The organism is Streptomyces sp. NPDC057638 (genome assembly GCF_042800315.1).
GTDB lineage: Bacteria > Actinomycetota > Actinomycetes > Streptomycetales > Streptomycetaceae > Streptomyces.
Genome location: NZ_JBHVHF010000023.1, coordinates 1 through 24052, shown reverse-complemented (window position 1 = coordinate 24052; position 24052 = coordinate 1). Strand labels below are relative to the sequence as shown.

General features: G+C 72.2%; 21 protein-coding genes and 1 riboswitch. Of the genes, 11 read left to right on the top strand and 10 right to left on the bottom strand.

Annotation, left to right across the window (positions count from 1 at the left end; all coding sequences use genetic code 11):
- Window positions 1-205: 205 nt before the first annotated feature.
- The gene (locus ACFVIM_RS05770; RefSeq protein ID WP_384298927.1) at window positions 206-1615 is read left to right on the top strand and encodes a M1 family metallopeptidase; all 1410 of its coding nucleotides are present in this window, start codon (window positions 206-208) and stop codon (window positions 1613-1615) included.
- 88 nt (window positions 1616-1703) lie between these two features.
- Here ACFVIM_RS05770 and ACFVIM_RS05765 read toward each other — a convergent pair whose 3' ends face one another.
- Window positions 1704-2279: a TerD family protein gene (locus ACFVIM_RS05765; RefSeq protein ID WP_384298925.1), complete on the bottom strand. Its 576-nt coding sequence runs from the start codon at window positions 2277-2279 to the stop codon at window positions 1704-1706.
- Window positions 2280-2454: 175 nt separating this feature from the next.
- Between ACFVIM_RS05765 and arfB the strand changes: the two genes are divergently transcribed.
- On the top strand, window positions 2455-2892 hold the full coding sequence (gene arfB / locus ACFVIM_RS05760) for an alternative ribosome rescue aminoacyl-tRNA hydrolase ArfB (RefSeq protein WP_384298922.1): 438 nt from the start codon (window positions 2455-2457) through the stop codon (window positions 2890-2892).
- Between the two features lie 78 nt (window positions 2893-2970).
- Here arfB and ACFVIM_RS05755 read toward each other — a convergent pair whose 3' ends face one another.
- Entirely contained in the window at window positions 2971-3534 is a 564-nt protein-coding gene (locus ACFVIM_RS05755) for a flavin reductase family protein (RefSeq protein ID WP_384298920.1), read from the bottom strand.
- Between the two features lie 348 nt (window positions 3535-3882).
- Between ACFVIM_RS05755 and cdgB the strand changes: the two genes are divergently transcribed.
- Both cdgB and ACFVIM_RS05745 read left to right on the top strand, forming a co-directional pair.
- Window positions 3883-5514 carry a diguanylate cyclase CdgB gene (gene cdgB, locus ACFVIM_RS05750; RefSeq protein ID WP_384298918.1) on the top strand — a complete coding sequence of 544 codons (1632 nt, stop codon included), beginning with the start codon at window positions 3883-3885 and terminating at the stop codon, window positions 5512-5514.
- Window positions 5515-5874: 360 nt separating this feature from the next.
- Entirely contained in the window at window positions 5875-6825 is a 951-nt protein-coding gene (locus tag ACFVIM_RS05745; protein ID WP_384298915.1) for a carbohydrate-binding protein, read from the top strand.
- Window positions 6826-6923: 98 nt separating this feature from the next.
- Here ACFVIM_RS05745 and ACFVIM_RS05740 read toward each other — a convergent pair whose 3' ends face one another.
- From ACFVIM_RS05740 to ACFVIM_RS05720, 5 genes are all read right to left on the bottom strand, one after another.
- Window positions 6924-7799, bottom strand: a complete 876-nt coding sequence (locus ACFVIM_RS05740; RefSeq protein WP_384298914.1) for a ketose-bisphosphate aldolase — start codon at window positions 7797-7799, stop codon at window positions 6924-6926.
- A 384-nt stretch (window positions 7800-8183) separates the two neighbouring features.
- A complete protein-coding gene (locus tag ACFVIM_RS05735) occupies window positions 8184-9110 on the bottom strand; it encodes a 1-phosphofructokinase family hexose kinase (RefSeq protein WP_384298911.1) in 927 nt (308 codons plus the stop codon).
- A gap of 484 nt (window positions 9111-9594) precedes the next feature.
- Window positions 9595-10791 carry an N-acetylglucosamine-6-phosphate deacetylase gene (gene nagA / locus ACFVIM_RS05730; protein WP_384298908.1) on the bottom strand — a complete coding sequence of 399 codons (1197 nt, stop codon included), beginning with the start codon at window positions 10789-10791 and terminating at the stop codon, window positions 9595-9597.
- Window positions 10791-11726: an ROK family protein gene (locus tag ACFVIM_RS05725; RefSeq protein WP_384298905.1), complete on the bottom strand. Its 936-nt coding sequence runs from the start codon at window positions 11724-11726 to the stop codon at window positions 10791-10793. Before ACFVIM_RS05725 ends, nagA begins: the two co-directional genes overlap by 1 nt.
- Window positions 11727-12175: 449 nt before the next feature.
- Entirely contained in the window at window positions 12176-13069 is an 894-nt protein-coding gene (locus ACFVIM_RS05720) for an SIS domain-containing protein (protein ID WP_384298903.1), read from the bottom strand.
- 409 nt (window positions 13070-13478) lie between these two features.
- On the opposite strand from ACFVIM_RS05720, the gene ACFVIM_RS05715 reads away from it, so the two are divergent.
- The 3 genes from ACFVIM_RS05715 to otsB all read left to right on the top strand — a co-directional run bounded on the left by ACFVIM_RS05715 (window position 13479) and on the right by otsB (window position 16103).
- Window positions 13479-14795, top strand: coding sequence for an extracellular solute-binding protein (locus ACFVIM_RS05715; RefSeq protein WP_384298900.1), 1317 nt, complete (start codon window positions 13479-13481; stop codon window positions 14793-14795).
- Window positions 14796-15002: 207 nt separating this feature from the next.
- Window positions 15003-15245 carry a DUF3263 domain-containing protein gene (locus ACFVIM_RS05710; protein ID WP_384298897.1) on the top strand — a complete coding sequence of 81 codons (243 nt, stop codon included), beginning with the start codon at window positions 15003-15005 and terminating at the stop codon, window positions 15243-15245.
- 9 nt (window positions 15246-15254) lie between these two features.
- A complete protein-coding gene (gene otsB, locus ACFVIM_RS05705) occupies window positions 15255-16103 on the top strand; it encodes a trehalose-phosphatase (protein WP_384298895.1) in 849 nt (282 codons plus the stop codon).
- 235 nt (window positions 16104-16338) lie between these two features.
- On the opposite strand, the gene ACFVIM_RS05700 is transcribed toward otsB, so the two are convergent.
- The 3 genes from ACFVIM_RS05700 to ACFVIM_RS05690 form a co-directional block, all read right to left on the bottom strand.
- A complete protein-coding gene (locus ACFVIM_RS05700; protein ID WP_384298970.1) occupies window positions 16339-17712 on the bottom strand; it encodes a trehalose-6-phosphate synthase in 1374 nt (457 codons plus the stop codon).
- 240 nt (window positions 17713-17952) lie between these two features.
- A complete protein-coding gene (locus ACFVIM_RS05695; protein ID WP_384298893.1) occupies window positions 17953-18159 on the bottom strand; it encodes a hypothetical protein in 207 nt (68 codons plus the stop codon).
- Between the two features lie 38 nt (window positions 18160-18197).
- The gene (locus ACFVIM_RS05690) at window positions 18198-19136 is read right to left on the bottom strand and encodes a glucosyl-3-phosphoglycerate synthase (protein ID WP_384298890.1); all 939 of its coding nucleotides are present in this window, start codon (window positions 19134-19136) and stop codon (window positions 18198-18200) included.
- Between the two features lie 194 nt (window positions 19137-19330).
- Window positions 19331-19481: riboswitch (SAM riboswitch) on the top strand.
- On the opposite strand from ACFVIM_RS05690, the gene thrC reads away from it, so the two are divergent.
- The 4 genes from thrC to groL all read left to right on the top strand — a co-directional run bounded on the left by thrC (window position 19475) and on the right by groL (window position 23986).
- Complete coding sequence (gene thrC / locus ACFVIM_RS05685) at window positions 19475-20779, top strand: threonine synthase (RefSeq protein WP_384298968.1); 1305 nt, start codon at window positions 19475-19477, stop codon at window positions 20777-20779. It overlaps the preceding riboswitch by 7 nt.
- 146 nt (window positions 20780-20925) lie before the next feature.
- Window positions 20926-21201, top strand: coding sequence for a MoaD/ThiS family protein (locus ACFVIM_RS05680; protein WP_384298888.1), 276 nt, complete (start codon window positions 20926-20928; stop codon window positions 21199-21201).
- Between the two features lie 537 nt (window positions 21202-21738).
- Window positions 21739-21942 (top strand): cold-shock protein, encoded by a 204-nt coding sequence (locus tag ACFVIM_RS05675; protein WP_005315736.1) that lies wholly within the window; start codon window positions 21739-21741, stop codon window positions 21940-21942.
- A 421-nt stretch (window positions 21943-22363) separates the two neighbouring features.
- Window positions 22364-23986, top strand: a complete 1623-nt coding sequence (gene groL / locus ACFVIM_RS05670) for a chaperonin GroEL (RefSeq protein WP_384298886.1) — start codon at window positions 22364-22366, stop codon at window positions 23984-23986.
- The last annotated feature ends 66 nt before the right edge of the window (window positions 23987-24052 follow it).

Genomic DNA, 24052 nt, shown 5'->3' with positions numbered 1-24052 from the left:
ACGTCCGCCGCTCCCGAGGAGGTGAGCCCGGAGGCCCCCGAACCCCGCAGACGAAGGACAGCGGCAGCGACAGCACGCACCCGGCCCACGGGCCACCCGGCCGGGCCCCGCACCCGGCCCCCGGCCTACCCGGCCACACGGCCGGCCCCGCACAAGCGGGCCTCGCTCACCCCCACCACCAGCCAAGATCACCTAGCATGCCGGTGTGGACACGTGGCGACTACGGCGCGGCCTCGCACCCGCCGCACTGGTGTTCCTCACTGCCTGCCTCGGGCCGGGACCGTACGGTTCCGGGCCCGCCCCCGGCGCCCCCGGTGTCGGCGATCCGCTCTTCCCCGGTCTCGGCAACGGCGGCTATGACGTCCGCCACTACGGCCTCACCCTCGTCTACGACCCGGCGACCCGGCATCTGACGGGCACCGCCGACATCACCGCACGCGCCACGCAGCACCTCAGCTCGTTCCGCCTGGATCTGCGCGGGCTGGCCGTGCGCGAGGTGACCGTCCAGGGTGAGCGGGCCGGCGTGAAGCGGGTCGGTGACGAGCTGGTGGTCCGGCCCCGGAACGCGGTTCCCGAGGGTGGGGAGCTGCGGACCGTCGTCCGCTACTCCGGCCGTCCGGGCGCCATCACCGATCCCGACGGCTCGGAGGAGGGCTGGATCCCGACCGCCGACGGCGCCATCGCGGTCGGGGAGCCCGCCGGGTCCATGGCCTGGTTCCCGGGCAACCACCACCCCACCGACAAGGCCACCTACACCCTCGCGATCACCGTCCCGAGGGGGCTGACGGCGGTCTCGAACGGTGCTCTGACCCGTCGTACGGAGAGCGGGAGCGGCACCACGTTCGTCTGGGACTCCGACCGACCCATGGCCAGCTATCTGGCCACGCTCGCGATCGGGCGCTATGAACTGCTCCGGGGCACCGCGCCCGGCGCCAACCGGAACGGGCGGGAGGGCACTCCCGTGATCACCGCCGCGCATACCTCGGTGCCCGCCCGGGGGCGGGCGCTGCTGGCCCGGGTGCCGGAGATCGTCCGCTGGGCGACCCGGACCTTCGGGCCCTTCCCCTTCTCGACCACGGGAGCCACGCTCGCGCCCGCCGGATCCCTGGGCTACGCGCTGGAGACCCAGACCCGCCCGGTCCTCCCGTCCGACCGCGCCGATCTGCCCACCCTCGTCCATGAGATCGCGCACGAGTGGTACGGGAACGCCGTGTCCCCTCGCTCCTGGAAGGACATGTGGCTCAACGAGTCCTTCGCCACGTACGCGGAGTGGCTCTGGGCCGAGGAGTCCGGGGGCGTCCCGGTCGAGGACAGCTTCCGGGCCGCGTATGAGCGCGCGGACAACTGGGCCTTTCCGCCCGCCGACCCGCCGTCCGCGGCGGAGGTCTCCGGCGCGCCCGTGTACGGGAGGGGGGCGATGGTGCTGCACCGGGTCCGGGAGGAGCTGGGGGAGGGGCTCTTCCGGCGGCTGCTGGTGGAGTGGCCGAGGGACCGTCGTGACGGCAACGCCTCGACCGCCGAGTTCACGGCGTATGTGGAGAAGTTGTCGGGGAAGGATCTGGACGCGGTGTGGAAGACCTGGCTTTACGGCACAGGTCGTCCCCCGCGGTCATGATGGGCGGGAAGCCCTCTCCTGCCGTGCGGGGCCGGAGAGGGCTTCCTCATGCTGTCCTCCCCCGGGCCGGGCCCGGGAGCGGGTCGTCTTAGACGTTCACCCCGAAGTCGCGGGCGATGCCCTCCAGGCCCGAGGCGTAGCCCTGGCCGACGGCGCGGAACTTCCACTCGGCGCCGTGGCGGTAGAGCTCGCCGAAGACCATCGCGGTCTCGGTGGCCGCGTCCTCGGAGAGGTCGTAGCGGGCGATCTCGGCGCCGCCCGCCTGGTTGACGATGCGGATGTAGGCGTTGCGCACCTGGCCGAAGTTCTGCGAGCGGGCGACCGCGTCGTAGATCGAGACCGGGAAGACGATCTTGTCGACGTCCGCCGGGAGGCCCGCCAGGTTCACATTGATCTGCTCGTCGTCGCCGCCGCCCTCGCCGGTGCGGTTGTCACCGGTGTGGACGATGGTCTGGTCGGGGGTCGACTTGTTGTTGAAGAAGACGAAATGTCCGTCCGAGGCGACCTTCCCCGTCGGGTTGACCCCGATGGCCGAGGCGTCGAGGTCGAAGTCGGAGCCCGTCGTCGTGCGGACGTCCCAGCCGAGGCCGACGGTGACGGCGGTCAGACCGGGAGCCTCCTTGGTGAGTGAGACGTTGCCGCCCTTGCTCAGGCTGACTGCCATGGGAAGACCCTTTCCTGGTTCCAGTACCGCGGGCTTCGCACCCGCACCCGTCTAACGGTTGGACCCCGTCTCCGGGTTCCGGGTTGCCTCTGCGTACGACAGCACATGGAGGGGACGATTCCGTACGGGACACGCGGACGGAAACCGGGTGACGTGAACGCGTCGACAAGCGACCATGGGGGACATGTCTGGCCCCTATGTCATCCGTGGTTCGGTCTGTCTGCCGCAGCCCGAGCTGATCTGGCGTTTCTCGCGGTCGTCGGGGCCCGGTGGGCAGCACGTCAACACCAGCGACTCCCAGGTCGAGCTCCGTTTCGACCTGGGGAGTACGGAGGCGCTGCCCCAGGTCTGGAAGGAGCGGGCCCTGGAGCGGCTCGCCGGACGGCTGGTGGGCGGGGTGATCGTGGTCCGCGCCTCCGAGCACCGCTCGCAGTGGCGCAACCGGGAGACGGCGGCCGTACGGCTCGCGGCCCTGCTCGCGGAGGCGACGGCGCCACCGCCGAAGCCGCGCCGCCCCACCCGGATCCCGCGCGGGATCAACGAGCGGCGGCTGCGGGAGAAGAAGCAGCGGAGCGACGTCAAGCGGGGGCGGACGGGTCGCGACTGGGGCTGAGCCCGCCGCCGCACCCGTACCCGTCACGACGTCCGGCGGCGATAGCGGCGTGTGCGCCGCGCAGGCCGGGTGCGCCCGTCAGCCCAACTGCCGGTACCGGCCCCGGAAGTACGTCAGCGGTCCGCCGTCCGCGCTCGGCAGGTCCGCCGCCAGGACCCGGCCGATGACCAGGGTGTGGTCCCCGGCGGTCACCCGCCGTTCGGTGCGGCACTCCAGCGTCGCCAGCGCGCCGCCGACCAGGGGCGCCCCGCTGATCCGGCCGCGCCGGTAGGAGATGTCCTCGAACAGCAGCCGGTCGCTGACCCGCCCCTTCATCGCGAACCGGCCCGCGATGTGGCGCTGGCTCTCGGTGAGCAGCGAGACGCCCCAGTGGTCCACCTCGCTCAGCAGATCGTCCATGCGTGATCCCTCCCGCAGGCTGACCAGGACCAGCGGGGGATCCAGTGAGACGGAGACGAAGGCGGTCGCCGTCATGCCGACGTCCTCGCCCCGGGGGCCGTCGTCCGGGTCGTGCGCGGTCACCAGGACCACGCCCGCCGCCAGCCGGGACATGGCGGCGCGGAACTCGTCATCGCTCACCCCCTCAGCATGGGGGATGGCGGGCGGGGAGTCCGGGCCGGAGGGAGCGGTCTTCTGCAACACCCCAGAACGCTAACCGGGCGGCCGGCGGGCCCGCATCGGACCCGAGGACCAGGGAAGTCCTAGGACCAGCGGACAGGAGGGGGCCGGATTTGCTTTCGTAGAGCCCGGAGCGGACGCGGGTGGTCCCGGACGGGTCCAGCCGTCCCGGGCGGGCGCCTCTCCTGGGGCTTCTTGACCCACCTCATCCTTTCATGTGACTTGAGTCACAGAGGGCGGTATTTGTTGACCCTGTGTACCGAGTGGACAGCTCGCTGTGATTCAGTGGCCGGGATACCGCACACGCAGACCGCAACGAGAAGGCTGAAGAGAAACCTGGAGTTTGCTGTCGAGGTCTCGGGGAGAGCGAGCATGGAGACCGAGTCGGAGCCCTACGTCCGTCTTGCGACCCTCAGACAGCTGCACAAGGTGGTCGCCGATCTCAACACGGCCCGCAGCCTGGCCGACACGCTCCAGGCCGTCGCCGACGGCATCGTCGAGGGTCTCGGCTACGAGCTGGCGTGCGTCAACCTCGTCCGTCCCGACGGCGATCTCGTCGTCGCCGCCTTCGCGGGCAGCGCCGCGGCCGAGGCGCTGATCACCGGGAGGGTCGGTTCCCGGCCGTCCTGGGAGCGGCGGCTGTCCATGGGTGAGGGCTGGGGCGACTTGCGGTTCATCCCGCACACCGAGGGCTGGGTCCTCATCGAGGACGACGTGCCGCAGTGGCACACCGAGGGACCCGAGCCACGGTTCGAGGACGAGTGGCACCCCCAGGACCGGCTCTACGCGCCGATGTACGGGTCGGGAAACGGCCGGGAACTCCTCGGCGTGATCTCGGTCGACCGGCCCCGCAACGGGCGCAGGCCGGGCCCCTGGGGGCGCGAGGCGCTCCAGATGTACGCCTCCCAGGCCGCCATTGCGATCAGCAATGCCCGGCTGCGAGCAAACATGCAGCGGGCGCTGGTGCGGCTGGAGCGCGAGCAGCAGGCGCTGCGGGCGAGCGAGGAGTCGTTCCGGCAGGCCTTCGAGTACGCGCCGAGCGGGATGGCCATCGCCGAGATGGGCGGCGACCAGCACGGGCGGCTGCTGCGCACCAACGACGCCCTCTGCCGGCTGCTGGGGCGGCCCGCCTCCGCGATGCGGCGGTACTCCTTCGCCGATCTGGTCCACCCCGAGGACGTGGGCACGCTGCTGCGGACCTCCGCCGAGGGCGGCCGGGCCGAGCTGAGGCTGGGACGCCGGGACGGTTCGTATGTCTGGGTCTCGCTGCGCAACTCGGTCGTCGCGGACACCGCCGACGGGCCGCGCTTCCTGCTGACCCATGTCGAGGACATCGAGGACCGCAAGCGCCATGAGCTGGCGCTGGCCCACCGTGCCTCCCATGACGCGCTCACCGGGCTGCCCAACAGCGCCGAACTGCGCTCCCGGTTGAGCGCCAAGCTGTGCGAGCGGCCGCAACAGGCGCGTGCCGACGCCCCGGAGGGGCCGTACGACGCCGAGACCGAGGCGATCTTCTCCACCGACGGCTATGACTTCGGGACCGTCGCCACCGCCTATGACCACCATGTCCACGTCGTGTCACCCGACGAACGCACCGACGACGGCACCAAGGGCCTCGCGGTCCTCTTCTGCGACCTCGACGGCTTCAAGTCGATCAACGACCGCTTCGGCCATGAGACCGGTGACGCGGTGCTGGTCGAGGTCGCGCGACGGCTGATCACCGGGGTACGGGACGGGGACACCGTCGCCCGGCTCGGCGGCGACGAGTTCGTCGTCCTCGCCGAGGGTCTGGGCGCCGCCGACGCGTCCGATCTGGCCACCCGGCTGCGGAGCGCCATCGTCCTGCCGATCCGCCACAACGGCCGGGGGGTGCGCGTCGGCGCCAGCTTCGGTATCGGCTGGGCGAGTTGCGGCATGTCCGTGGAAGAGGTGCTGCACTCCGCCGACCAGCTGATGTACGTGGAGAAGCGATCCCGCTCGAAGGTGCACCGCCGGGCGGGATGAGGATGTTCCTGAGCGGTTCTCCCCCCGGGCACCGCCCAGGGAGGGATCCCCACCGGGGCGCCCCTTTGGCTGAGAACCGACCTTGGGCGGAGCGCGTCCTCAGCTGGAGCTGATCACCCGCGGAGCCGCTCGGTGCGAGCCCGGGGGAAGCCCCTCGCACGGGGCCGCCCGCCCATGTCAGAACCGTCCATGGCCATGCCCTGGGCGAGCACGTCGCACGGAAGAAACACGGCTCCGGTCCCCCGGTGGCGACCCAGCGCGGAAGGGCACCCGCGGTCAACGCCCCGCGATCGGTTCATACGAACCGGGTAGGCTCGCCGGGTCGGCGTGGGGCTGACGATGGTGAGGAGGGACCAAGGCATGACGGCCGCCAACAACGGCGAGGGCAAGCCCGAGGAAGACGACCCGTTCGGCTACCTGTACGAGGACGGCCAGGCGGCGGGCGCCGCACCACCTTCGGGCCGGGGCCGTGGATACGGCTACCCGGGGTCCGCCACACAGCCGGGTGTCCCCCGTACCTCGTACAACCATGTCCGCACGGTCGGCGAGCGTCAGTACGGGCAGCAGCCACCCCCGCAGCAGGGCTATCACCAGCCGAACGCGCGGTACGCGGCGCCCGAGACATATCCGGGTGGCGCGCCCGCGCAGCAGCCGCATCCGCAGCAGCCGCCGCAGGGCGGCGGCCGGGGCCCCAACACCAAGGGGCTGCTGGTCGGCGCGCTCGCCGTGGTCGCGGTGGTGCTGATCGCCATCGGGGTGGCGCTCTGGAACAACGACGACGACAAGAAGAGCACCGCGGGCGGGGAGAAGAACCCGCAGACGGGCTCGTCGTCGGCGCCCCAGAACCCGGGGGAGCAGCCGGAGTCGGAACCTCCCGCGCCCAAGCCGGAGGAGAACGACCTGCCCGAGCAGGACGCGGCGACGCTGAAGCTGGGCGCACCCGCGGAGCTGGCCCGGGATGTCGAGGGCGCCAAGGGCGCGGACGGCGCCTATGTGAAGTTCAACGGGGTCGGCGGCTCGGCGAGCTGGTCGGTGGACGTGCCGGAGAGCGGCCCGTACACGCTGGCCATCACCTACGCCGCCTCCGCGAAGGACGCCAAGACCTCGCTGACGATCAACGGTTCTGAGCCGCGCGAGATCCGGATGAAGAACTGGGGCCGCGCGGCCGAGGGCGAGTGGAAGTGGACCAACACGTTCTCCTTCGTCGAGCTGAAGAAGGGCAAGAACGAGCTGATGATCTCCTGCAACCCGGGGGACGAGTGCGACGCCCTGCTCGACCAGGTCTTCCTGAAGAAGGGGCATGTGCGCTGAGCGGCCCCGGCCGCTGACCGTTCACGTTCAGAGAAAGAGCCCCATCCGGCCGGTCCGGGTGGGGCTCTTGGCGTAGACGGTCTGAACCCGCCGAACGGTCAGCGGGCCTCGACCCCGGCCGGGGCGGGGGTCAGCAGTCCCAGGAAGGACGCGACCGTCGCGGCCATCGCCTCCCGGGCCGGGGCCAGGTACCTGCGCGGATCGACGGTGTGTCCGTCGGCGGCGAGGAAGGCGCGGACGGCGCCGGAGAAGGCGGTGTTCAGCGCCGTACCGACGTTGATCTTCACCATGCCCGCGGCGATGGCGGCGCGGATCTCGTCGTCCGGGACGCCGGACGACCCGTGCAGCACCAGGGGAACCGGGACCGCCGTCCTCAGGGCGCCGATCAGGGTGTGGTCCAGGGCGGCGGTACGGGTGGTCATGGCGTGGGAGGAGCCGACGGCGACCGCGAGCGCGTCCACCCCGGTGGCCGCGGTGTAGGCCGCCGCCTCGCCGGGGTCGGTGCGCACCCCGGGGGCGTGCGCGTCGAGGGGCGCCTCGCCGTCCTTGCCGCCGACCCGGCCGAGTTCGGCCTCGACCCAGATGCCGCGCTCATGGCCCCAGCGGACCGCGTCGGCGGTGGCGGCCAGATTCTCCTCGTACGGCAGTTTCGACGCGTCGAACATCACCGAGCTGAACCCCGACGCCTCGGCCGCGTACAGCAGTTCACGGGAGACGACATGGTCGAGGTGGAGCGCGAGCGGGGCGGAGGAGGCGGCGGCGACGGCGGCCGTGGCGGCGGCGATCGGCGCGAGCCGTCCGCCGTGGAAGCGGACGGCGTTCTCCGAGATCTGGAGGATCGCCGGGCTCCCGGCGCTCTCGGCGCCCGCCGCGACCGCCTCGGCGTGCTCCAGGGTGATCACGTTGAACGCGGCGACGCCACGGCGGTCGCTGACGGCGGAGGAGACGAGTGCGGCGGTGGTGACGAGGGGCATGGCGCGTCCTTCTGGGTCTGTCCTCGATGGGTACGGCGGCGGCGCTCCCCCCGCTGCGGGGGGAGCACACGGGTACGGGAAGGGGGAGCCCCGGCGGGGTGCGGGGCGCGGGGCGCGCGGGAGGGCCGTGGCGGGCGGGCCGTGAACCCGGCGGAACGGGTGAGGCGGCCGGAACGGGTGAGGCGGCCGGACCAGGGGTGGGGGTGCCCCCGGCCGGAGGGGGCTGGGGTGGGGGTGCCCCCGGCCGGAGGGGCTGGGGTGGGGGTGCCCCCGGCCGGAGGGGCTGGGGTGGGGGTGCCCCCGGCCGGAGGCTGGGGGAGCACAGCGGGGCGCGGGGGAGGGCCGTGGTGGACGTGGTGGACACCGTCACCCGGCCCCGGGGGGTCATGCCGCCGCCGCGCGGTCTCTCACCAGCACCCGGGGGAGCAACTCCTCGTACGCGGCCCGGTCGAACTCGCCCGCCGCGCCCGCCAGCACCGTCGCCGTGGCCAGCGCCACCGCGTGGGCCAGCCGCTCGGGCCAGGGCTGCTCCCCGACCAGACCCGCGAGCAGCGCCGCGACGGCGGAGTCACCGGCTCCGGTCGGGTTGCCCCGGACCGGGGCCGGTGGAACGGCCTGCCAGACGCCACCCGGCACGGCGGCGACCATGCCCTCGGCCCCCAGCGAGGCCACCACGGCACCGGCGCCCCGGCGGCGGGCGTCACGGGCGGCGCGCAGCGGCTCACGGGCGCCGGTGAGCTGCGCCAGTTCATCGGCGTTGGGCTTGACGAGATCGGGCCGGGCGGCGATGCCACGGCGCAGCGGCTCGCCGCTGGTGTCCAGCAGCACCGGCACCCCGGCGGCACGGGCCCGCCGCACCAGCTCCGCGTAGGCCCCGACATGGACCCCGGGCGGCAGACTGCCGCAGAGCGCGACCGCGCGGGCCTCGCCGAGCAGCCGGTCGAACGTGGCGAGGAGGGCGGCCCACTCGTCGGCGGTGATGGTGGGGCCGGGTTCGTTCAGCTGGGTGGTGTCGCCCGTGGCGTGGTCCACCACCGCGATGGTCCGGCGGGTGGCCCCGGCGATCGGGACCAGCGCGTCGCGCGGCGGGAGCGGGGCGAGCAGATCGCGCAGCACCGCGCCGACGGGCCCGCCCGCGAAGCCGGTGACGACCGTGTCATGGCCGAGGGCGGCGAGGACACGGGCGACGTTGAGGCCCTTGCCGCCGGGGCGTTCGGCGACCTCGGTGACGCGGTGGGTGGCATGCGGGGTGAGCGCGGGGACCTGGTAGGTGATGTCCAGGGCGGTGTTCAGGGTGACCGTCAGGATCACGTGGGCGGCACCCCCTCGTGGTGCGTCGGACCGGCCGTGCGTCCGGCCGGTGCGTCGGACCGGCCGGGTACACGGTCCTGATCATGCCAAACGGCACGCCCGTGGCCCACCCCTCGGACCCTGATGGGCTGTGTTTCCGGGCCGTCTTCGCGCTCCGGGTGGGGGGTGGGGGTACGCGTCCGCCCCCCGTCGGTCCTGACGAGGGGCGGAGGGTGGGTGGGACAGGGGGCGCGGGTCCCGTACGACTTCTCACAGGCCGCCCGCCTTCGGGTTCTCCCGTGGGAGCTTCGCCACCGGGTCACCCCAAGGTGCTGTGCCGGTGAGTAGCTCCGTGTGAGGGCTCGCTCTACCCGAGGTCGGTTCTGAGCCAAAGGGGCGCGTCGGTGTCTGGTGGCCGTCGCGCGGAGATCGTGAGGTACGAGCGATCGAGCACGTCGGACGCGAGACACCGACTAAAGCGCCCCGGAGGAGAAGAACCGCAAAACTAGCAAGGGCTGACGATCCATTCGCCGCGGCGCATGACCGCCGTGAGCTGGAACTCCGCGTCCAGTACCACCAGGTCCGCGTCCTTGCCCGCTTCCAGCGAGCCCACCCGGTCGTAGACCCCCAGCAGCCGTGCCGGGTTGGCGGAGATGGCCTGGACGATGTCACCGACCGGCAGCCGGTCGACGGTCGCGGCCCGCCGGAACGCGGTGTCCAGGGTGAGCGTGGAGCCCGCGATCGAGCCGCCTTCGGCCAGCCGGGCGACCCCGTCGACCACGTCGACGGCGAGCGGCCCGAGCTGGTAGCGCCCGTCCCCGAAGCCCGCCGCGTCCATCGCGTCGGTGATGAAGGCGACCCGGCGCGCCCCGGCCCGGTGGAAGGCCAGCTCCAGCGCCGCCGGGTGGAGGTGGGTGCCGTCGTTGATCAGCTCGACGGTGACCCGCTCGTCCTCCAGGAGCGCCGCGATCGGACCCGGCGCGCGGTGGCCGAGCGGCGGCATCGCGTTGAACAGGTGCGTCGCCACCGTCACGCCCGCCTCGATGGCCTCGACGGTCTGCTCGTACGAGGCGTCGGTGTGCCCGGCGGCGGCGATCACGCCCTGGTCGGCGAGCAGCCGTACGGAGTCGAGGCCGCCCGGCAGCTCCGTCGCCAGCGTCATCATCCGGGCGGTGCCGCGCGCGGCGTCGACCAGCTTGCGGATCACGGCCGGGTCGGGGTGGCGCAGCAGCTCCTCGCTGTGGGCGCCCTTGCGGCAGGGGTTGATGAACGGGCCCTCGAAGTGGATGCCCGCCAGGTCGCCCTGCTGGACCAGTTCGGCCAGCTCACCCGCGCGGCGGGTGAGGAAATCGATGTCGGCGGTGACCAGGGAGGCGACCAGCGTCGTCGTGCCGTGCTCGCGGTGGGTGCGCACCCCGCGCAGCACGTCCTCGGCGCTGCCGCCGGTGAAGGAGGCACCGCCGCCGCCGTGGTTGTGCAGATCGACGAAGCCGGGGACGATCCAGTGCCCGGTGAGGTCGTGCGCGGGCGCGTCGGCGAGGACGTCGGAGGGGGCGGCCGCCCCGGCGGAGGCGATCCTCGTGCCGTCGACGGTCACCTGGCCGTTCTCGACGGTGCCGGTGGGCAGGACGACCCGGGCACCGGTCAGGACGGTGCGGGCGGTGCGCGCTGCGCTGGCGGCCAGGGCGGCGGGTGCGGCCATCAGGCGGTTACCTCCGAGTCGGTGGCGATCAGGTCCCAGGCGAGCAGCCCCGCGCCCAGGCATCCGGCGGTGTCCCCGAGGGCGGCCGGGACGATGGCGGGCAGCTTCTGGAAGGTGACCCGCTCCTCGACGGCGGCCCGCAGGGGCGTGAACAAGGTTTCCCCGGCCTCGGCCAGCCCGCCACCGATGATCAGGGTGCGGGGGTCCAGCAGGGTCAGCGCGGTGACCAGCCCGGCGGCGAGGGCGTCGACGGCGTCCCGCCAGACGGCGATGGCCTTGGGGTCCCCGGCCTCGACGGCCTTGGCGCAGTGGGCGGCGTCGGCGGTGGGATCGCCGCTCGCCTTCGCCCAGGCGCGGGTGACGGCGGCGGCGGAGGCCAGCGTCTCCAGACAGCCGCGCTGGCCGCAGCCGCACTCGGGGCCGTCGGGGCGGACCACGATATGGCCGATCTCGCCCGCGTAGCCGTGTGCCCCGGCCTCGATGGCGCCGCCGATGCCGATCGCCCCGGCGATGCCGGTCCCCAGCGGTACGAAGAGGAAACGGTCGGCGCCGTGGCCCGCGCCGATCCGGCCCTCGGCCAGCCCGCCGGTACGGACGTCGTGCCCGAGGGCGACCGAGACCCCGAGGCGCTCGCTGAGCTGATCCCGCAGCGGGACGTCACGCCAGCCGAGGTTGGCGGCGTAGACGGCGATGCCGTTCGCGGAGTCGACGATGCCGGGGATGGCGACTCCGGCGGCCAGCGCGCGCTCGCCGAGGAGGTGCTGGCCGTGGTCGAGCAGTTCGGCGGCGAAGTCGAGGATGGACCCCACGACGGCGTCGGGTCCCCGCTGGCGGCCGGTGGCGCGGCGGGCCTCGTACAGCAGGTTGCCGTCCGCTCCGACGAGGGCGGCCTTCATGCCGGTGCCGCCCACATCAAGGGCGATGACGTGTCTCACGTGGACAGTCTGGCGCGAGAGTGCCCGAAAGGTCTAGTCCACTAGCTGTGATTGTTGCGTGAATGTACAAACTCACGCGGGGGGCGCACAGGCCGGTCAGGGGCCTGTGACCGCTGTCCCGCGCCCCGGGCCGCCGCCCCCGCGCGCCTCCCTCCCATTACCCAGCCATGACTGGTCTCACCCTTCCGGGGCGCGGGGGCCTGCCGGACCGGGCGCCGCGTCGTGGTGGTGCGCCGCCGTCGCGGGCGCGCCGCGTGGGGCGCCCCGGTGGCGCGCGGGGCCACCGGCGTGCGGCCGCGGCCTGGCCCTGAGGGTCTGGCGTCGGGTGGCACCCGTCGGCCGGCCGGGGGCCGCGGCAGCCCCACCCCGGGCCCGTCAGGGTGGTGGGCCCGGGGTGGGGCTGCCGGAGTGGTGGGTCTCCCGGGCCCAGGCCCGCCGGGGGTGGCGGGTCAGGGGAGGATCACGCTGCGGGTGAGGTTGCGGGGGCGGTCGGGGTCGAACCCCTTGGACTCCGCCAGCGCCACCGCCAGCCGCTGCGCCCGCACCAGATCCGCCAGCGGATCCGCGCTCCGGTGCGCCACGAGCGCCCCGCCCACCCGGGCCACATCCACCGCCAGTCCGTCCGGCAGCGCCCCGAAGACCCAGGCGACCCGTCCGGGGCCGGTGATGGAGATGGGCCCGTGGCGGTACTCCATCGCCGGGTACGCCTCCGTCCAGGCCCCGGCCGCCTCGCGCATCTTGAGTCCCGCCTCCAGCGCCAGCCCGTAGGTCCAGCCGGTGCCCAGGAAGGTCCACTGTTCGGCGCTGACGACCGCCTCCGGCAGGGGTTCGCTGACCGCCAGTTCGGCGTCGACGGCCGCTTCGGCGACCGGCTTGACGCCGGGGATCTCGCCGAGTCCGGCCCGCAGGAAGGCGAGCGCGGTCGTGGCGAACCGGGTCTGGACCACGGACTCCTCGTCGGCCCAGTCCAGCACCGCGACCCGGTCGGCCGCCGTCATCACCGGGGTGGCGGGGTCGGCGGTGAGCGCGAGCGTGGGCACCCGGCCCTTGAGCCGTCCGAGGAGTTCCAGGACCTCCGTGGTCGTACCGGAGCGGGTGATCGCCACGACACGGTCGTAGGAGCGGGCCGCCGGGAACTCGGACGAGGCGAAGGCGTCCGTCTCGCCCTGGCCCGCGGCCTCCCGCAGCGCCGCGTAGGCGATGGCCATGAACCAGGACGTGCCACAGCCGGTGACGGCCACCCGCTCGCCGGGCCGGGGCAGCCCGTCGAAGGCCGCCGCGGCCTCGGCCGCGCGGCGCCAGCACTCCGGCTGAGTGGCTATCTCTGTTGCGGTACGGGACATGCGGCTTAGCTCCTCGCGTACACGTGTCATGGGGGACTCCCGGGAGGTTCCCGGGGCCTCATGCGGACCTGGCACCTGACCATGCGTGCCGGAACACGCGTGCACGGGACACGCGTGCCGGAACACGTGCCTATCAGCCCGGTACACACCCGGGCAATGGCGACCCTCCGTGGTCTGGACCAAAGGAGTGGCTGGTTAAGGGCGTTGCCGAAGTGAGACCGGGGTCGATAGACCTCTCCCGTATACGTGAGCGAAAATCGCACCTTCATCCGGAGCGATGTGGCGCCCGTGGCGAACATGCCGACGCGGTACCGCAGTTGACGCCGGGGCGGTACCGGCTCTCCGGTGGTCCGCCTCCCACCCTCGACCACGACGGACGACAACCATGCGAAGCGGAGCGGCAAGAGCGGTGCGAGGCCAGGCAGAGGAGACGCGCCGTGCCCGTGCGGCGCGGCGCGGCGGACGGGCGGCGGTCGCGCTGGCGCTGGCGACGGCGCTGGCCCTCTCCGGCTGCGGGCTGACCGGCGGCGGGAAGGGCAAGGTCACCCTGAGCCTGGTCGCCGCCGACTACGACGTCAGCGGCGGCCAGAGCAGCCGGGCCTACTGGTCCTCGCTGGTCGCCGCCTTCGAGGCGAAGCACCCGGACATCCGGGTCGAGGTGCGGATCGAGCCATGGACCCGGGTGGACCGTGAGGTCGCCTCGATGGTCGACAAGGGGGAGGCGCCCGACATCGCGCAGATCGGCTCGTACGCCGACTACGCGGACCGGGGCGAGATCTACAAGGCCGACGAGCTGCTCTCCGTACCCGTCCAGTCCAACTTCCTCGCGCCGCTGATCCAGGCGGGCGAGCAGCGGCGGATCCACTACGGGCTGCCGTTCGTCGCCTCGACCCGGCTGCTCTTCTACAACAAGAGGCTCTTCGCCGAGGCGGGGATCGACAAGCCGCCGGCGACCTGGAAGGAGCTGAAGGAGGCGGCGGAGCTGCTGAAGGAGGAGACGGACGCGACGTACCCCTTCGCGCTGCCGCTCGGTCCCGAGGAGGCCCAGGCCGAGCTGATGAACTGGCTGCTGAGCGGCGGCACCGAGGGCTATGTCGAGCCCGGCGGCAGCTACGCCATCGACTCCGAGGAGAACATCGCCACCGTCCGCTGGCTCAAGACCAACCTCGTGGACGCCGGGCTCACCGGCCCCGGTGTGCCCGGGGTGCTCGACCGCAAGCAGGCGTTCGCCGCGTTCACCCGGGGCGAGGTGGGGATGCTCAACGGCCATCCGTCGCTCATCAAGCAGGCCACGAAGGCCGGGATCGACCTCGGTACGGTCGCGATCCCCGGCCGTACGGGCAAGCCGAGGGCGGCCATGGGCGTCGCCGACTGGATCATGGGCTTCAAGGAGAACGGGAACCGGGCGGAGATCGGGGAGTTCCTGAACTTCCTCTTCGCCGACGAGAACGTGCTGGCCTTCGCCGCCCAGAACGATCTGCTGCCGGTGACGGTCTCCGCCTCCGAGTCGATGCGGACCAGCCCGGCCCACCGCAAGCTGCGGGTCTTCCTGGACGAGCTGCCGACATCGCGGCTGCCCCCGGTCGGCAAGACCTCGTGGACGGCGGTGAGCGAGGACATCAAGAAGTCGGTGGGCGCCGCCATGGCGCCGGGCAGCGATCCGGAGAAGGTCCTGAAGACGATCGCGGCGCGCGCCGAGTCCGCCGAGGCCCAGGAGGAGGAGTAGCCCCGGCGGCACCCGGGCCCGGCCCTGCCCCGTCGGCCCTCCGCTCCGGCCTCCGGCGCCCGGCCCCGCGCGACGCGCCCGGCCCCGCGCGACGCGCCCGGCCCCGCGCGACGCGCCCGGCCCCGTGCGGCGGGTGCTCGGCAGGGAGGCGACGCCGCCCCTCAGCCGACCGGGCCCGTGACCCCGCGCGACGGGTAGCGTGGAGGGATGACGGAGAGCGAGGGACGCGGGCTCAGGGAGCGGGAACGGGCGGTGCTCGCGCTGGAGCGGGAGAGCTGGCCCGGCCCCGGCGCCAAGGAGCGCGCCGTGCGCGAACGCCTCGGGATGTCCCCCGTCCGCTACTACCAGCTGCTGAACGCCCTGCTCGACGACGAGCGCGCCCTCGCCCACGATCCGGTCACCGTCAACAGACTCCGCCGTGTCAGAGACGGGAAACGCACGCGCCGCTAGGGTCGGACCATGGGCAGCTCCCCGTACGCGCATCCCCTGCCGTCGCCGTCGACGCACGCGGGCCGTGAGGGCCTCGCCGCGCTGATCGACCGGCCCGACAAGGCCGTCGTCGCCCTCGACTTCGACGGCACCCTCGCCGAGATCGTCCCCGACCCCGAGCGGGCCCGCGCCCACCCGGACGCGGTGCCCGCGCTCGCCCGGCTGGCGCCGAAGGTGGCCTCCGTCGCCGTCGTCACCGGCCGCCCCGCCGGGGTGGCGGTGCGTTACGGCGGCTTCGCCGGGGTGCCGGGCCTGGACCATCTCGTCGTCCTCGGCCACTACGGCTCCGAGCGCTGGGACGCGGTCACCGGCACGGTCCACACACCCGCTCCGCACCCGGGCGTGGCGGCGGTCCGCGCCGAACTCCCCGGCGTCCTCGACAGCGTCGGGGCCTGGCACGGCACCTGGGTGGAGGAGAAGGGCCAGGCCGTCGCCGTCCACACCCGCCGCGCCGCCGACCCCGCCGCCGCCTTCGAGGCGCTGCGTGCGCCGCTCTCCGCGCTCGCCGCCCGGCACGGGCTGATCCTGGAGCCGGGCCGGATGGTGCTGGAGCTGCGGCCCCCGGGCATGGACAAGGGCGTCGCCCTCGCGGAGTACGTCCGCGAGGTGGGCGCGGCGGCGGTCCTGTACGCCGGGGACGACCTGGGCGATCTGCCCGCCTACGCGGCCGTGGAGAAGCTCCGCTCGGACGGCGTGCCGGGCCTGCTGGTGTGCAGCGGCAGCACCGAGGTCACCGAACTCGCCGACCGGGCCGACCTGCTGCTCCCCGGCCCGGCGTCGGTGGTCCACTTCCTGGCCGCGCTCGCGGAACGGCTGTAGTCCCCCCGTAGCCGTCCGTACCTCTCCTGCGGTACGAGAGGTACGGACGGTACGAGAGGTGCTAGGTCGTGTCTTCAAAATCCCGTCTGTCCGCCGCGCCCTGGCACGCACGCTCGCCGCGTTGTCCTCAGTCGCCAATGCTCCGCATTGACTCCCTCCTCCGCCTTGCGATCGCACGCACCAGACCCCGCCAGACCCGCCCTCCGGGCGGACGACGCTATTTTGAAGACACTCCCTAGCCCACCGCCGTCAGCGCCTCCAGCTGGTCCAGGAACCAGCGCGTCGGCGGGAGGGCCGTGGCGCGTTCCGCCAGCCGCCGTGAGGTGGCCAGCCGGTCCTCGGGGGAGAGGGTGAGCGCGGTGTGCAGGGCCTCGGCGGTGGCGATGACGTCATACGGATTGACCGTGATCGCGTCCTCGCCGAGTTCCTCGTGGGCGCCCGCCTCGCGCGAGAGGACCAGCGCGCACCCGGCGTCGGAGACCACCGGGACCTCCTTGGCGACCAGGTTCATCCCGTCCCGGATCGGGTTGACCAGCGCCACGTCCGCCAGCCGGTAGGCCGCCAGCGAACGGGCGAAGTCGTCCTTGACATGGAGGACCACCGGGGTCCAACCGGGCGTGCCGTACTCCTCGTTGATGGCGTCGGCGACCCGCTGGACCTCCGCCGTGTAGTCGCGGTAGACGGCGAGGTCCTGCCGCGAGGGATAGGCGAACGCCACATGGGTGACGCGTTCGCGCCACTGGGGGCGGGTGGCGAGCAGCGCGCGGTACGCGTGCAGCCCGCGCACGATGTTCTTGGACAGCTCGGTGCGGTCGACCCGCACGATCGCGCGGCGGCCGGGCCCGATCTGCGCGCGCAGCGCCGCCATCCGCTCCTCGACATCCGGCCGGTGCGCCCGTTCCCGCAGGAAGCCGGCGTCGGCGCCCAGGCCGTGGACCCCGATCCGGGTGGTGGCGAGGGCGTCCTCGCCGAGCACGGCACGGCAGCAGTCGGCGAAGGCGCCGGCCCACCGGTGGGTGAGGAAACAGGCGCGGTCGGCGCCGAGCAGCCCGCGCAGCAGTCGCGCGGCGATGTCGTCGGGCAGCATCCGGAAGTAGTCCACGGGCGCCCACGGGGTGTGGGAGAAGTGGCCGATGCGCAGATCGGGCCGGAGTTCCCGGAGCATCCCGGGGACGAGCGCGAGGTGGTAGTCCTGCACGAGGACGGCGGCGCCCTCGGCCGCCCGGTCGGCGAGCGCCTCGGCGAAGGAGCGGTTGTAGCTCTCGTAGGAGGCCCACTGGCGGCGGAACTCCGCGTCGAACACCGGCTCCAGGGGGGTCTGGTAGAGCATGTGGTGGACAAACCAGAGCACCGAGTTGGCGATGCCGTTGTACGCGTCGGAGTGGACCGTCTCGTCGATCGCGAGCATCAGGACCCCCTCCTCGCCGACCCCGCGGCGCACGGCCTCGCGGTCGCCGGGACCGAGGGCGGAGCAGACCCAGAGCGCGTCGGCCTCGGCGCCGATGGCGGAGAGCCCGGAGACCAGGCCCCCGCCGCCGCGCCGGGAGGTGAGCGTCCCGTCGTCGGCGAGGGAGTACGTGACGGGGCCGCGGTTCGACGCGACGAGGATCCCGGCGGGCGCGGGCGCGGGCGCGGGTGCCGGCTCGGGATCGTCCGGGGCGGGGGCGGCGGACGGGCCGCCCGGTGCGGTGGTGCCGTCCGTTGCTGCGGGGGGCTCGGAGACCATGTCGCGAAACCTAGCCCGTCCGGTAAACCCTCAAACGTGCGTACGCCCGAGCTGGCTCACACCGGCCGCCCCCGGCCCCGGAGGCTCCGCGTACGGCTCGCGAACCGGTCCGCCCCGGCCCGGTCAGGGGCGGCGGGAGCGGAGGGCGGCGACCGCGACAACGGCGGCGGCGGTCAGGCTCAGCGCCAGGCCCGCGAGGAGCCAGAGGCGCTCGGTGACCGGGTCGCCCTGGGGGAGCCCGGTCACGGTGTCGGCGTGGGCGAGGGGGGTCAGCAGCAGCGGGGCCGAGGTCAGGGGCAGCAGGGCCAGTGCTCTTCGGGTGAGTTTCATGGAGGGGATGTTCATGGACTTATCGGTTTTATCCCGCCTTATGCGGCACGACGCGCCGCGTACTCACTGATCTCGCGCATCGGCGGGCGCTCCTCCGTGTCCACCGCGTGGGTCCGGGGGACGAACCCCTCCTCCGCCCGTTCGAACTGGGTCAGCGCCGGGCGCACCAAATGACCACGGGAGAGGCGGAGCTGGGCGGTGCGGTAGATCGCCGCCGCCATCCGGCCCAGCGCCTGCCCGTCCTGGTGGCGATGGCGGCGGGAGCCCACATCGACCTGCGCCAGGGCGTCCAGGCCCACCGTGTGCAGCGCGTCCACCAGCAGGCCCAACTCCACTCCGTAACCGACAGGGAAGGGAAGCCGCTCCAGCAGCGAGCGCCGCGCCGCGTACTCGCCGCCCAGCGGCTGGACGAAGCCCGCCAGCGCCGGCCAGTGCAGATTGAGCAGCGGCCGGGCCACCAGCTCGGTGACACGGCCTCCCTGACCTGCGGCATCACCCAGGGGGCGGTCATACATCGCCTTCACGAAGGCCACCTCGGGATCGGTCAGCAGCGGCCCGGCTATCCCCGTGACGAAGTCCGCGGAGAAGTTCTCCAGATCGGCGTCCACAAAGCAGACGACCTCTCCCTTGGTGACCATGAGTGATCGCCACAGGACCTCGCCCTTGCCGGGCAGCGCGGGGATCCGGGGCAGGATCGAGTCCCGGTGCACCACCCGCGCCCCGGCCGCCGCCGCCACCTCGGCGGTGCGGTCGGTGGAACCGGAGTCGATCACCACCAGTTCATCGACGAACGGCACCGCCTCCATCAGCTCCCGGCGGATGACGGTGACGATCTCCCCGACCGTCGCCTCCTCGTTGAGCGCGGGCAGGACCACGCTGACCGTCGTCGAGCGCTTGGCCTCCAGCAGCGCGCCCAGGGGACGATCGGCCGCCGTCCAGGAGCGTCCGGCCAGCCAGCGCTCCACCTCTTCGAGCACGTTTCGCCACTCCACTCGCGTCCGTCTGTGATCCATCTCGCGGTGCGGACCTCTGTCTCAACCGCTAGGGCATTCGGTTACAGTCTTGAACAACACGGAGGCCCGGCGCATGTCGGGGTCCTTCGTTCCGCGTCGGCCGACCGGTCCGTCCTCCCTTCACGGGGGCCCGGGGTCCGCCGCTCACAACCGAATAGCGCTCATCCAGAGGGGCAGAGGGATACGGCCCGTTGAAGCCCCGGCAACCCTCCAGCCGGTCTCCGTCGCCATACAGGCGCCGCGAGGCTCCCGGCTTGGGAAGGTGCCAAATCCGTCTCATGGCGAAACGCGCCATGAGGAAGATGAGGAGAAAGGGCCTCGCCTCCATGGCTGTGCAGACTTCGACCGACACCCCCCTCCGCCTCGGCCCCGCCGTCGGCCTCTCCTGTCGTGAGTGCGGAGAGCGCTTCGACCTCGGCCCGATCTTCGCCTGCGCCTCCTGCTTCGGCCCGCTGGAAGCGGCGTACGAACTCCCCGAGGGCGACCCCGAGGCGCTGCGCAAGGCGATCGAGGCCGGACCGGCGAACATCTGGCGGTACGCGCCGCTGCTGCCCGTCCCCGCCGATGTCGCCGAGCGGCCCAATCTCAACCCCGGCTTCACCAAGCTGGTCAAGGCCGACAACCTCGCCCGTGAACTCGGGGTCACCGGCGGTCTCTACGTCAAGGACGACTCCGGCAACCCGACCCACTCCTTCAAGGACCGGGTCGTCGCCATCGCCGTCGAGGCCGCCCGCGCCTTCGGTTTCACCACCCTCTCCTGCTCCTCCACCGGCAACCTCGCGGGCGCCGTCGGCGCCGCCGCCGCCCGTGCCGGACTGCGCTCCTGCGTCTTCATCCCGCACGACCTGGAGCAGGGCAAGGTCGTCATGGCCGCCGTCTACGGGGGCGAGCTGGTCGGCATCGAGGGCACCTATGACGACGTGAACCGTTTCTGCTCCGAGCTGATCGGCGACCCGCTCGGCGAGGGCTGGGGCTTTGTCAACGTCAACCTCCGCCCCTACTACGCGGAGGGCTCCAAGACCCTCGCCTACGAGATCTGCGAGCAGCTCGGCTGGCGGCTGCCGGACCAGATCGTCATCCCCATCGCCTCCGGCTCCCAGCTCACCAAGATCGACAAGGGGCTTCAGGAGCTGATCAGGCTCGGACTGGTCGAGGACCGCCCGTACAAGATCTTCGGCGCGCAGGCGCTGGGCTGCTCCCCGGTGGCCGCCGCCTTCAAGGCCGGACACGACGTCGTACGCCCGGTGAAGCCCGACACCATCGCCAAGTCGCTGGCGATCGGCAACCCGGCCGACGGGCCGTATGTCCTGGACATCGCCCGGCGCACCGGGGGAGCGGTCGAGGACGTCACGGACGAGGAGGTCGTGGACGCGATCAAGCTGCTCGCCCGGACCGAGGGGATCTTCGCGGAGACCGCGGGCGGGGTGACCGTCGGGGTGACCCGCAAGCTGATCGAGAACGGGGTGCTCGACCCCTCGCTGACCACCGTCGTCCTCAACACCGGGGACGGGCTCAAGACCCTGGACGCGGTCGCCCCGACGACCGGTCCTTCGGCGACGATCCGGCCGAGCCTGGACGCGTTCCGCGCGGCGGGGCTGGCGGGCTAGTCACGATCCGGGCGCCCGGGGCGCCGGGACCCGCCGCGCGGGTCCGCCCCCGGGCCGGGTCCGCCCCCGGCTCCCGTGCGCCGGTCTTTCGGGACCGGCGCCCACCCCCACCTCCTCCTGTTCCCCTCTCTCTGGGAGATCCGAGAATGAGCGTCACCGTCCGTATCCCGACCATCCTGCGCACCTACACCGGCGGCAAGGCCGAGGTCCCCGCCGAGGGGACGACCCTCTCCGAGGTGATCGCCGACCTGGAGCAGAACCACACCGGTATCGCCGCGCGCGTCCTGGACGACGAGGGCAAGCTGCGCCGCTTCGTCAATGTCTATGTGAACGACGACGATGTCCGCTTCGAGCAGGGCCTCCAGACGGCGACGCCGGACGGCGCCGGGATCTCGATCATCCCGGCGGTCGCGGGCGGCTGACCCCTCGCGGCGCCCCGGACGGCCCCCGCGCCCCCCGCTATGGGGTGACCACCCCACCGGGTGATCACCGTGGGGCCACCGGATCGCCGTACCCGGACGATTACCTTACGTAATCCAGAGAATTGCCCTCTCCGTCAGAGAAACGGAGGGGGCAATTCTGCATGGTTGAGCACGCTACAGTTGGGGAACGCGCGATGCTCGCCCTTGCTGAGCCGCCTATGAGAATGCGCCCTGGGGCGATAAGAAGCAGCCAATATGCTCCGGTGATTGTCTTGTAAGTCTCCTTTGTCGGGCCCGACTTGCCCCGGAATTGCTTGAATTCTGGTTAATTACCCTATCGCTCGGGGCGGGATTTCTCGTCCGATTGACCTGTTGCAGAGGGCAGTTGGACAGATACATTCAGCGGCGGTCGACGCGTTCCGGCGCACACCTGAGAAACTTCTCCGCCCCTCGTGGACGGGGTCGCCACCAGGTGAGGTCTGACCCGGGTCCGCGAAGTGCGGTCCCGCGCAAGGGCCAGTAATAGGGGAGTTAGGCATGGCTCAGGGCACCGTCAAGTGGTTCAACGCGGAGAAGGGGTACGGCTTCATCGCGGTCGACGGTGGTGCGGATGTATTCGTCCACTACAGCGCGATCCAGATGGACGGCTACCGCACCCTGGAGGAGGGTCAGCGAGTCGAGTTCGAGATCTCGCAGGGACAGAAAGGACCGCAGGCGGACATGGTCAAGCTCGCGGTCTGAACTGTCCGCGATGCCCGCGCTTCCCCTTGAACGGGGCCATGGCGGGTGAGACGTGGTCGGCCACCGACGCGCTCGTGCGTGTGGGGCCCGCATCCCAGTCCTGGGAGCGGGCCCCACACGCGTTTCCGGCCCACCCCCATCGCCCTGCGGACCGCATGCCCACAAGCGGGTGGGCCCGGTGCCGGTCACGCCGGGCGTGGCGCGTGAGAGGTGGGGGTCGGAGGGGGTGGGGCGCTTGCACTCGGAGGGGGCGAGTGCTAATCATTGGCGTTAGCACTCTCCGGGTGAGAGTGACAGAGAGGACCGAGTCGGTGAGGTCCGCACACCGGGTGGGGCTCAGAACCACACGGTGAGCAGGCCGTCCGTCGCGGGCGCCAGCGCGGTCCGCCAGCTTCCCACCAGTCCGTGGAGGACACTTCACATGGCAAAGATCATCGCGTTCGACGAGGAGGCGCGGCGCGGCCTTGAGCGCGGTATGAACCAGCTCGCCGACGCCGTCAAGGTCACCCTCGGTCCCAAGGGCCGCAACGTCGTCCTTGAGAAGAAGTGGGGCGCGCCCACGATCACCAACGATGGTGTGTCCATCGCCAAGGAGATCGAGCTGGAGGACCCGTACGAGAAGATCGGCGCCGAGCTGGTCAAGGAAGTCGCCAAGAAGACGGATGACGTCGCTGGTGACGGAACGACCACCGCGACCGTCCTCGCTCAGGCGCTCGTCCGCGAGGGTCTGCGCAACGTTGCCGCCGGTGCCAACCCGATGGCCCTGAAGCGCGGTATCGAGAAGGCCGTCGAGGCCGTCTCCGGTGCCCTGCTGGAGCAGGCCAAGGACGTGGAGACCAAGGAGCAGATCGCTTCCACCGCCTCCATCTCCGCCGCCGACACCCAGATCGGCGAGCTGATCGCCGAGGCCATGGACAAGGTCGGCAAGGAAGGCGTCATCACCGTCGAGGAGTCCCAGACCTTCGGTCTGGAGCTGGAGCTCACCGAGGGTATGCGCTTCGACAAGGGCTACATCTCGGCGTACTTCGCCACCGACATGGAGCGTATGGAGGCGTCCCTGGACGACCCGTACATCCTGATCGTGAACTCCAAGGTCGGCAACGTGAAGGACCTCCTTCCGCTGCTGGAGAAGGTCATGCAGTCGGGCAAGCCGCTGCTGATCATCGCCGAGGACGTCGAGGGCGAGGCCCTGTCCACGCTCGTCGTGAACAAGATCCGCGGCACCTTCAAGTCCGTCGCCGTCAAGGCCCCGGGCTTCGGCGACCGCCGCAAGGCCATGCTGAACGACATCGCCATCCTCACCGGTGGCACGGTCATCTCCGAGGAGGTCGGCCTCAAGCTGGAGAACGCCGGTCTCGACCTGCTCGGCCGTGCCCGCAAGGTCGTCATCACCAAGGACGAGACGACCATCGTCGACGGTGCCGGTGACAGCGACCAGGTCGCCGGGCGGGTCAACCAGATCCGCGCCGAGATCGAGAACTCCGACTCGGACTACGACCGCGAGAAGCTCCAGGAGCGCCTGGCGAAGCTCGCCGGTGGCGTCGCGGTCATCAAGGCCGGTGCCGCGACCGAGGTCGAGCTCAAGGAGCGCAAGCACCGCATCGAGGACGCCGTGCGCAACGCGAAGGCGGCCGTCGAGGAGGGCATCGTCGCCGGTGGTGGCGTGGCTCTGCTCCAGGCTTCCTCCGTCTTCGAGAAGCTGGAGCTGACGGGTGACGAGGCGACCGGCGCCAACGCCGTCCGTCTGGCCCTGGAGGCCCCGCTGAAGCAGATCGCCGTCAACGGTGGTCTTGAGGGCGGCGTCGTCGTGGAGAAGGTGCGCAACCTGACCCCGGGTCACGGTCTGAACGCCGCGACCGGCGAGTACGTCGACATGATCGCCGAGGGCATCCTCGACCCGGCCAAGGTGACGCGCTCCGCGCTCCAGAACGCCGCGTCGATCGCCGCGCTGTTCCTGACCACCGAGGCCGTCATCGCCGACAAGCCGGAGAAGGCCGCCGCGGCCGCTCCGGGCGGCATGCCGGGCGGTGACATGGACTTCTGATCCGCCATGGATCGGTAGCCCAGAGCGGTACGAAGGGCGGCACCCCCTCCACGGGGGGTGCCGCCC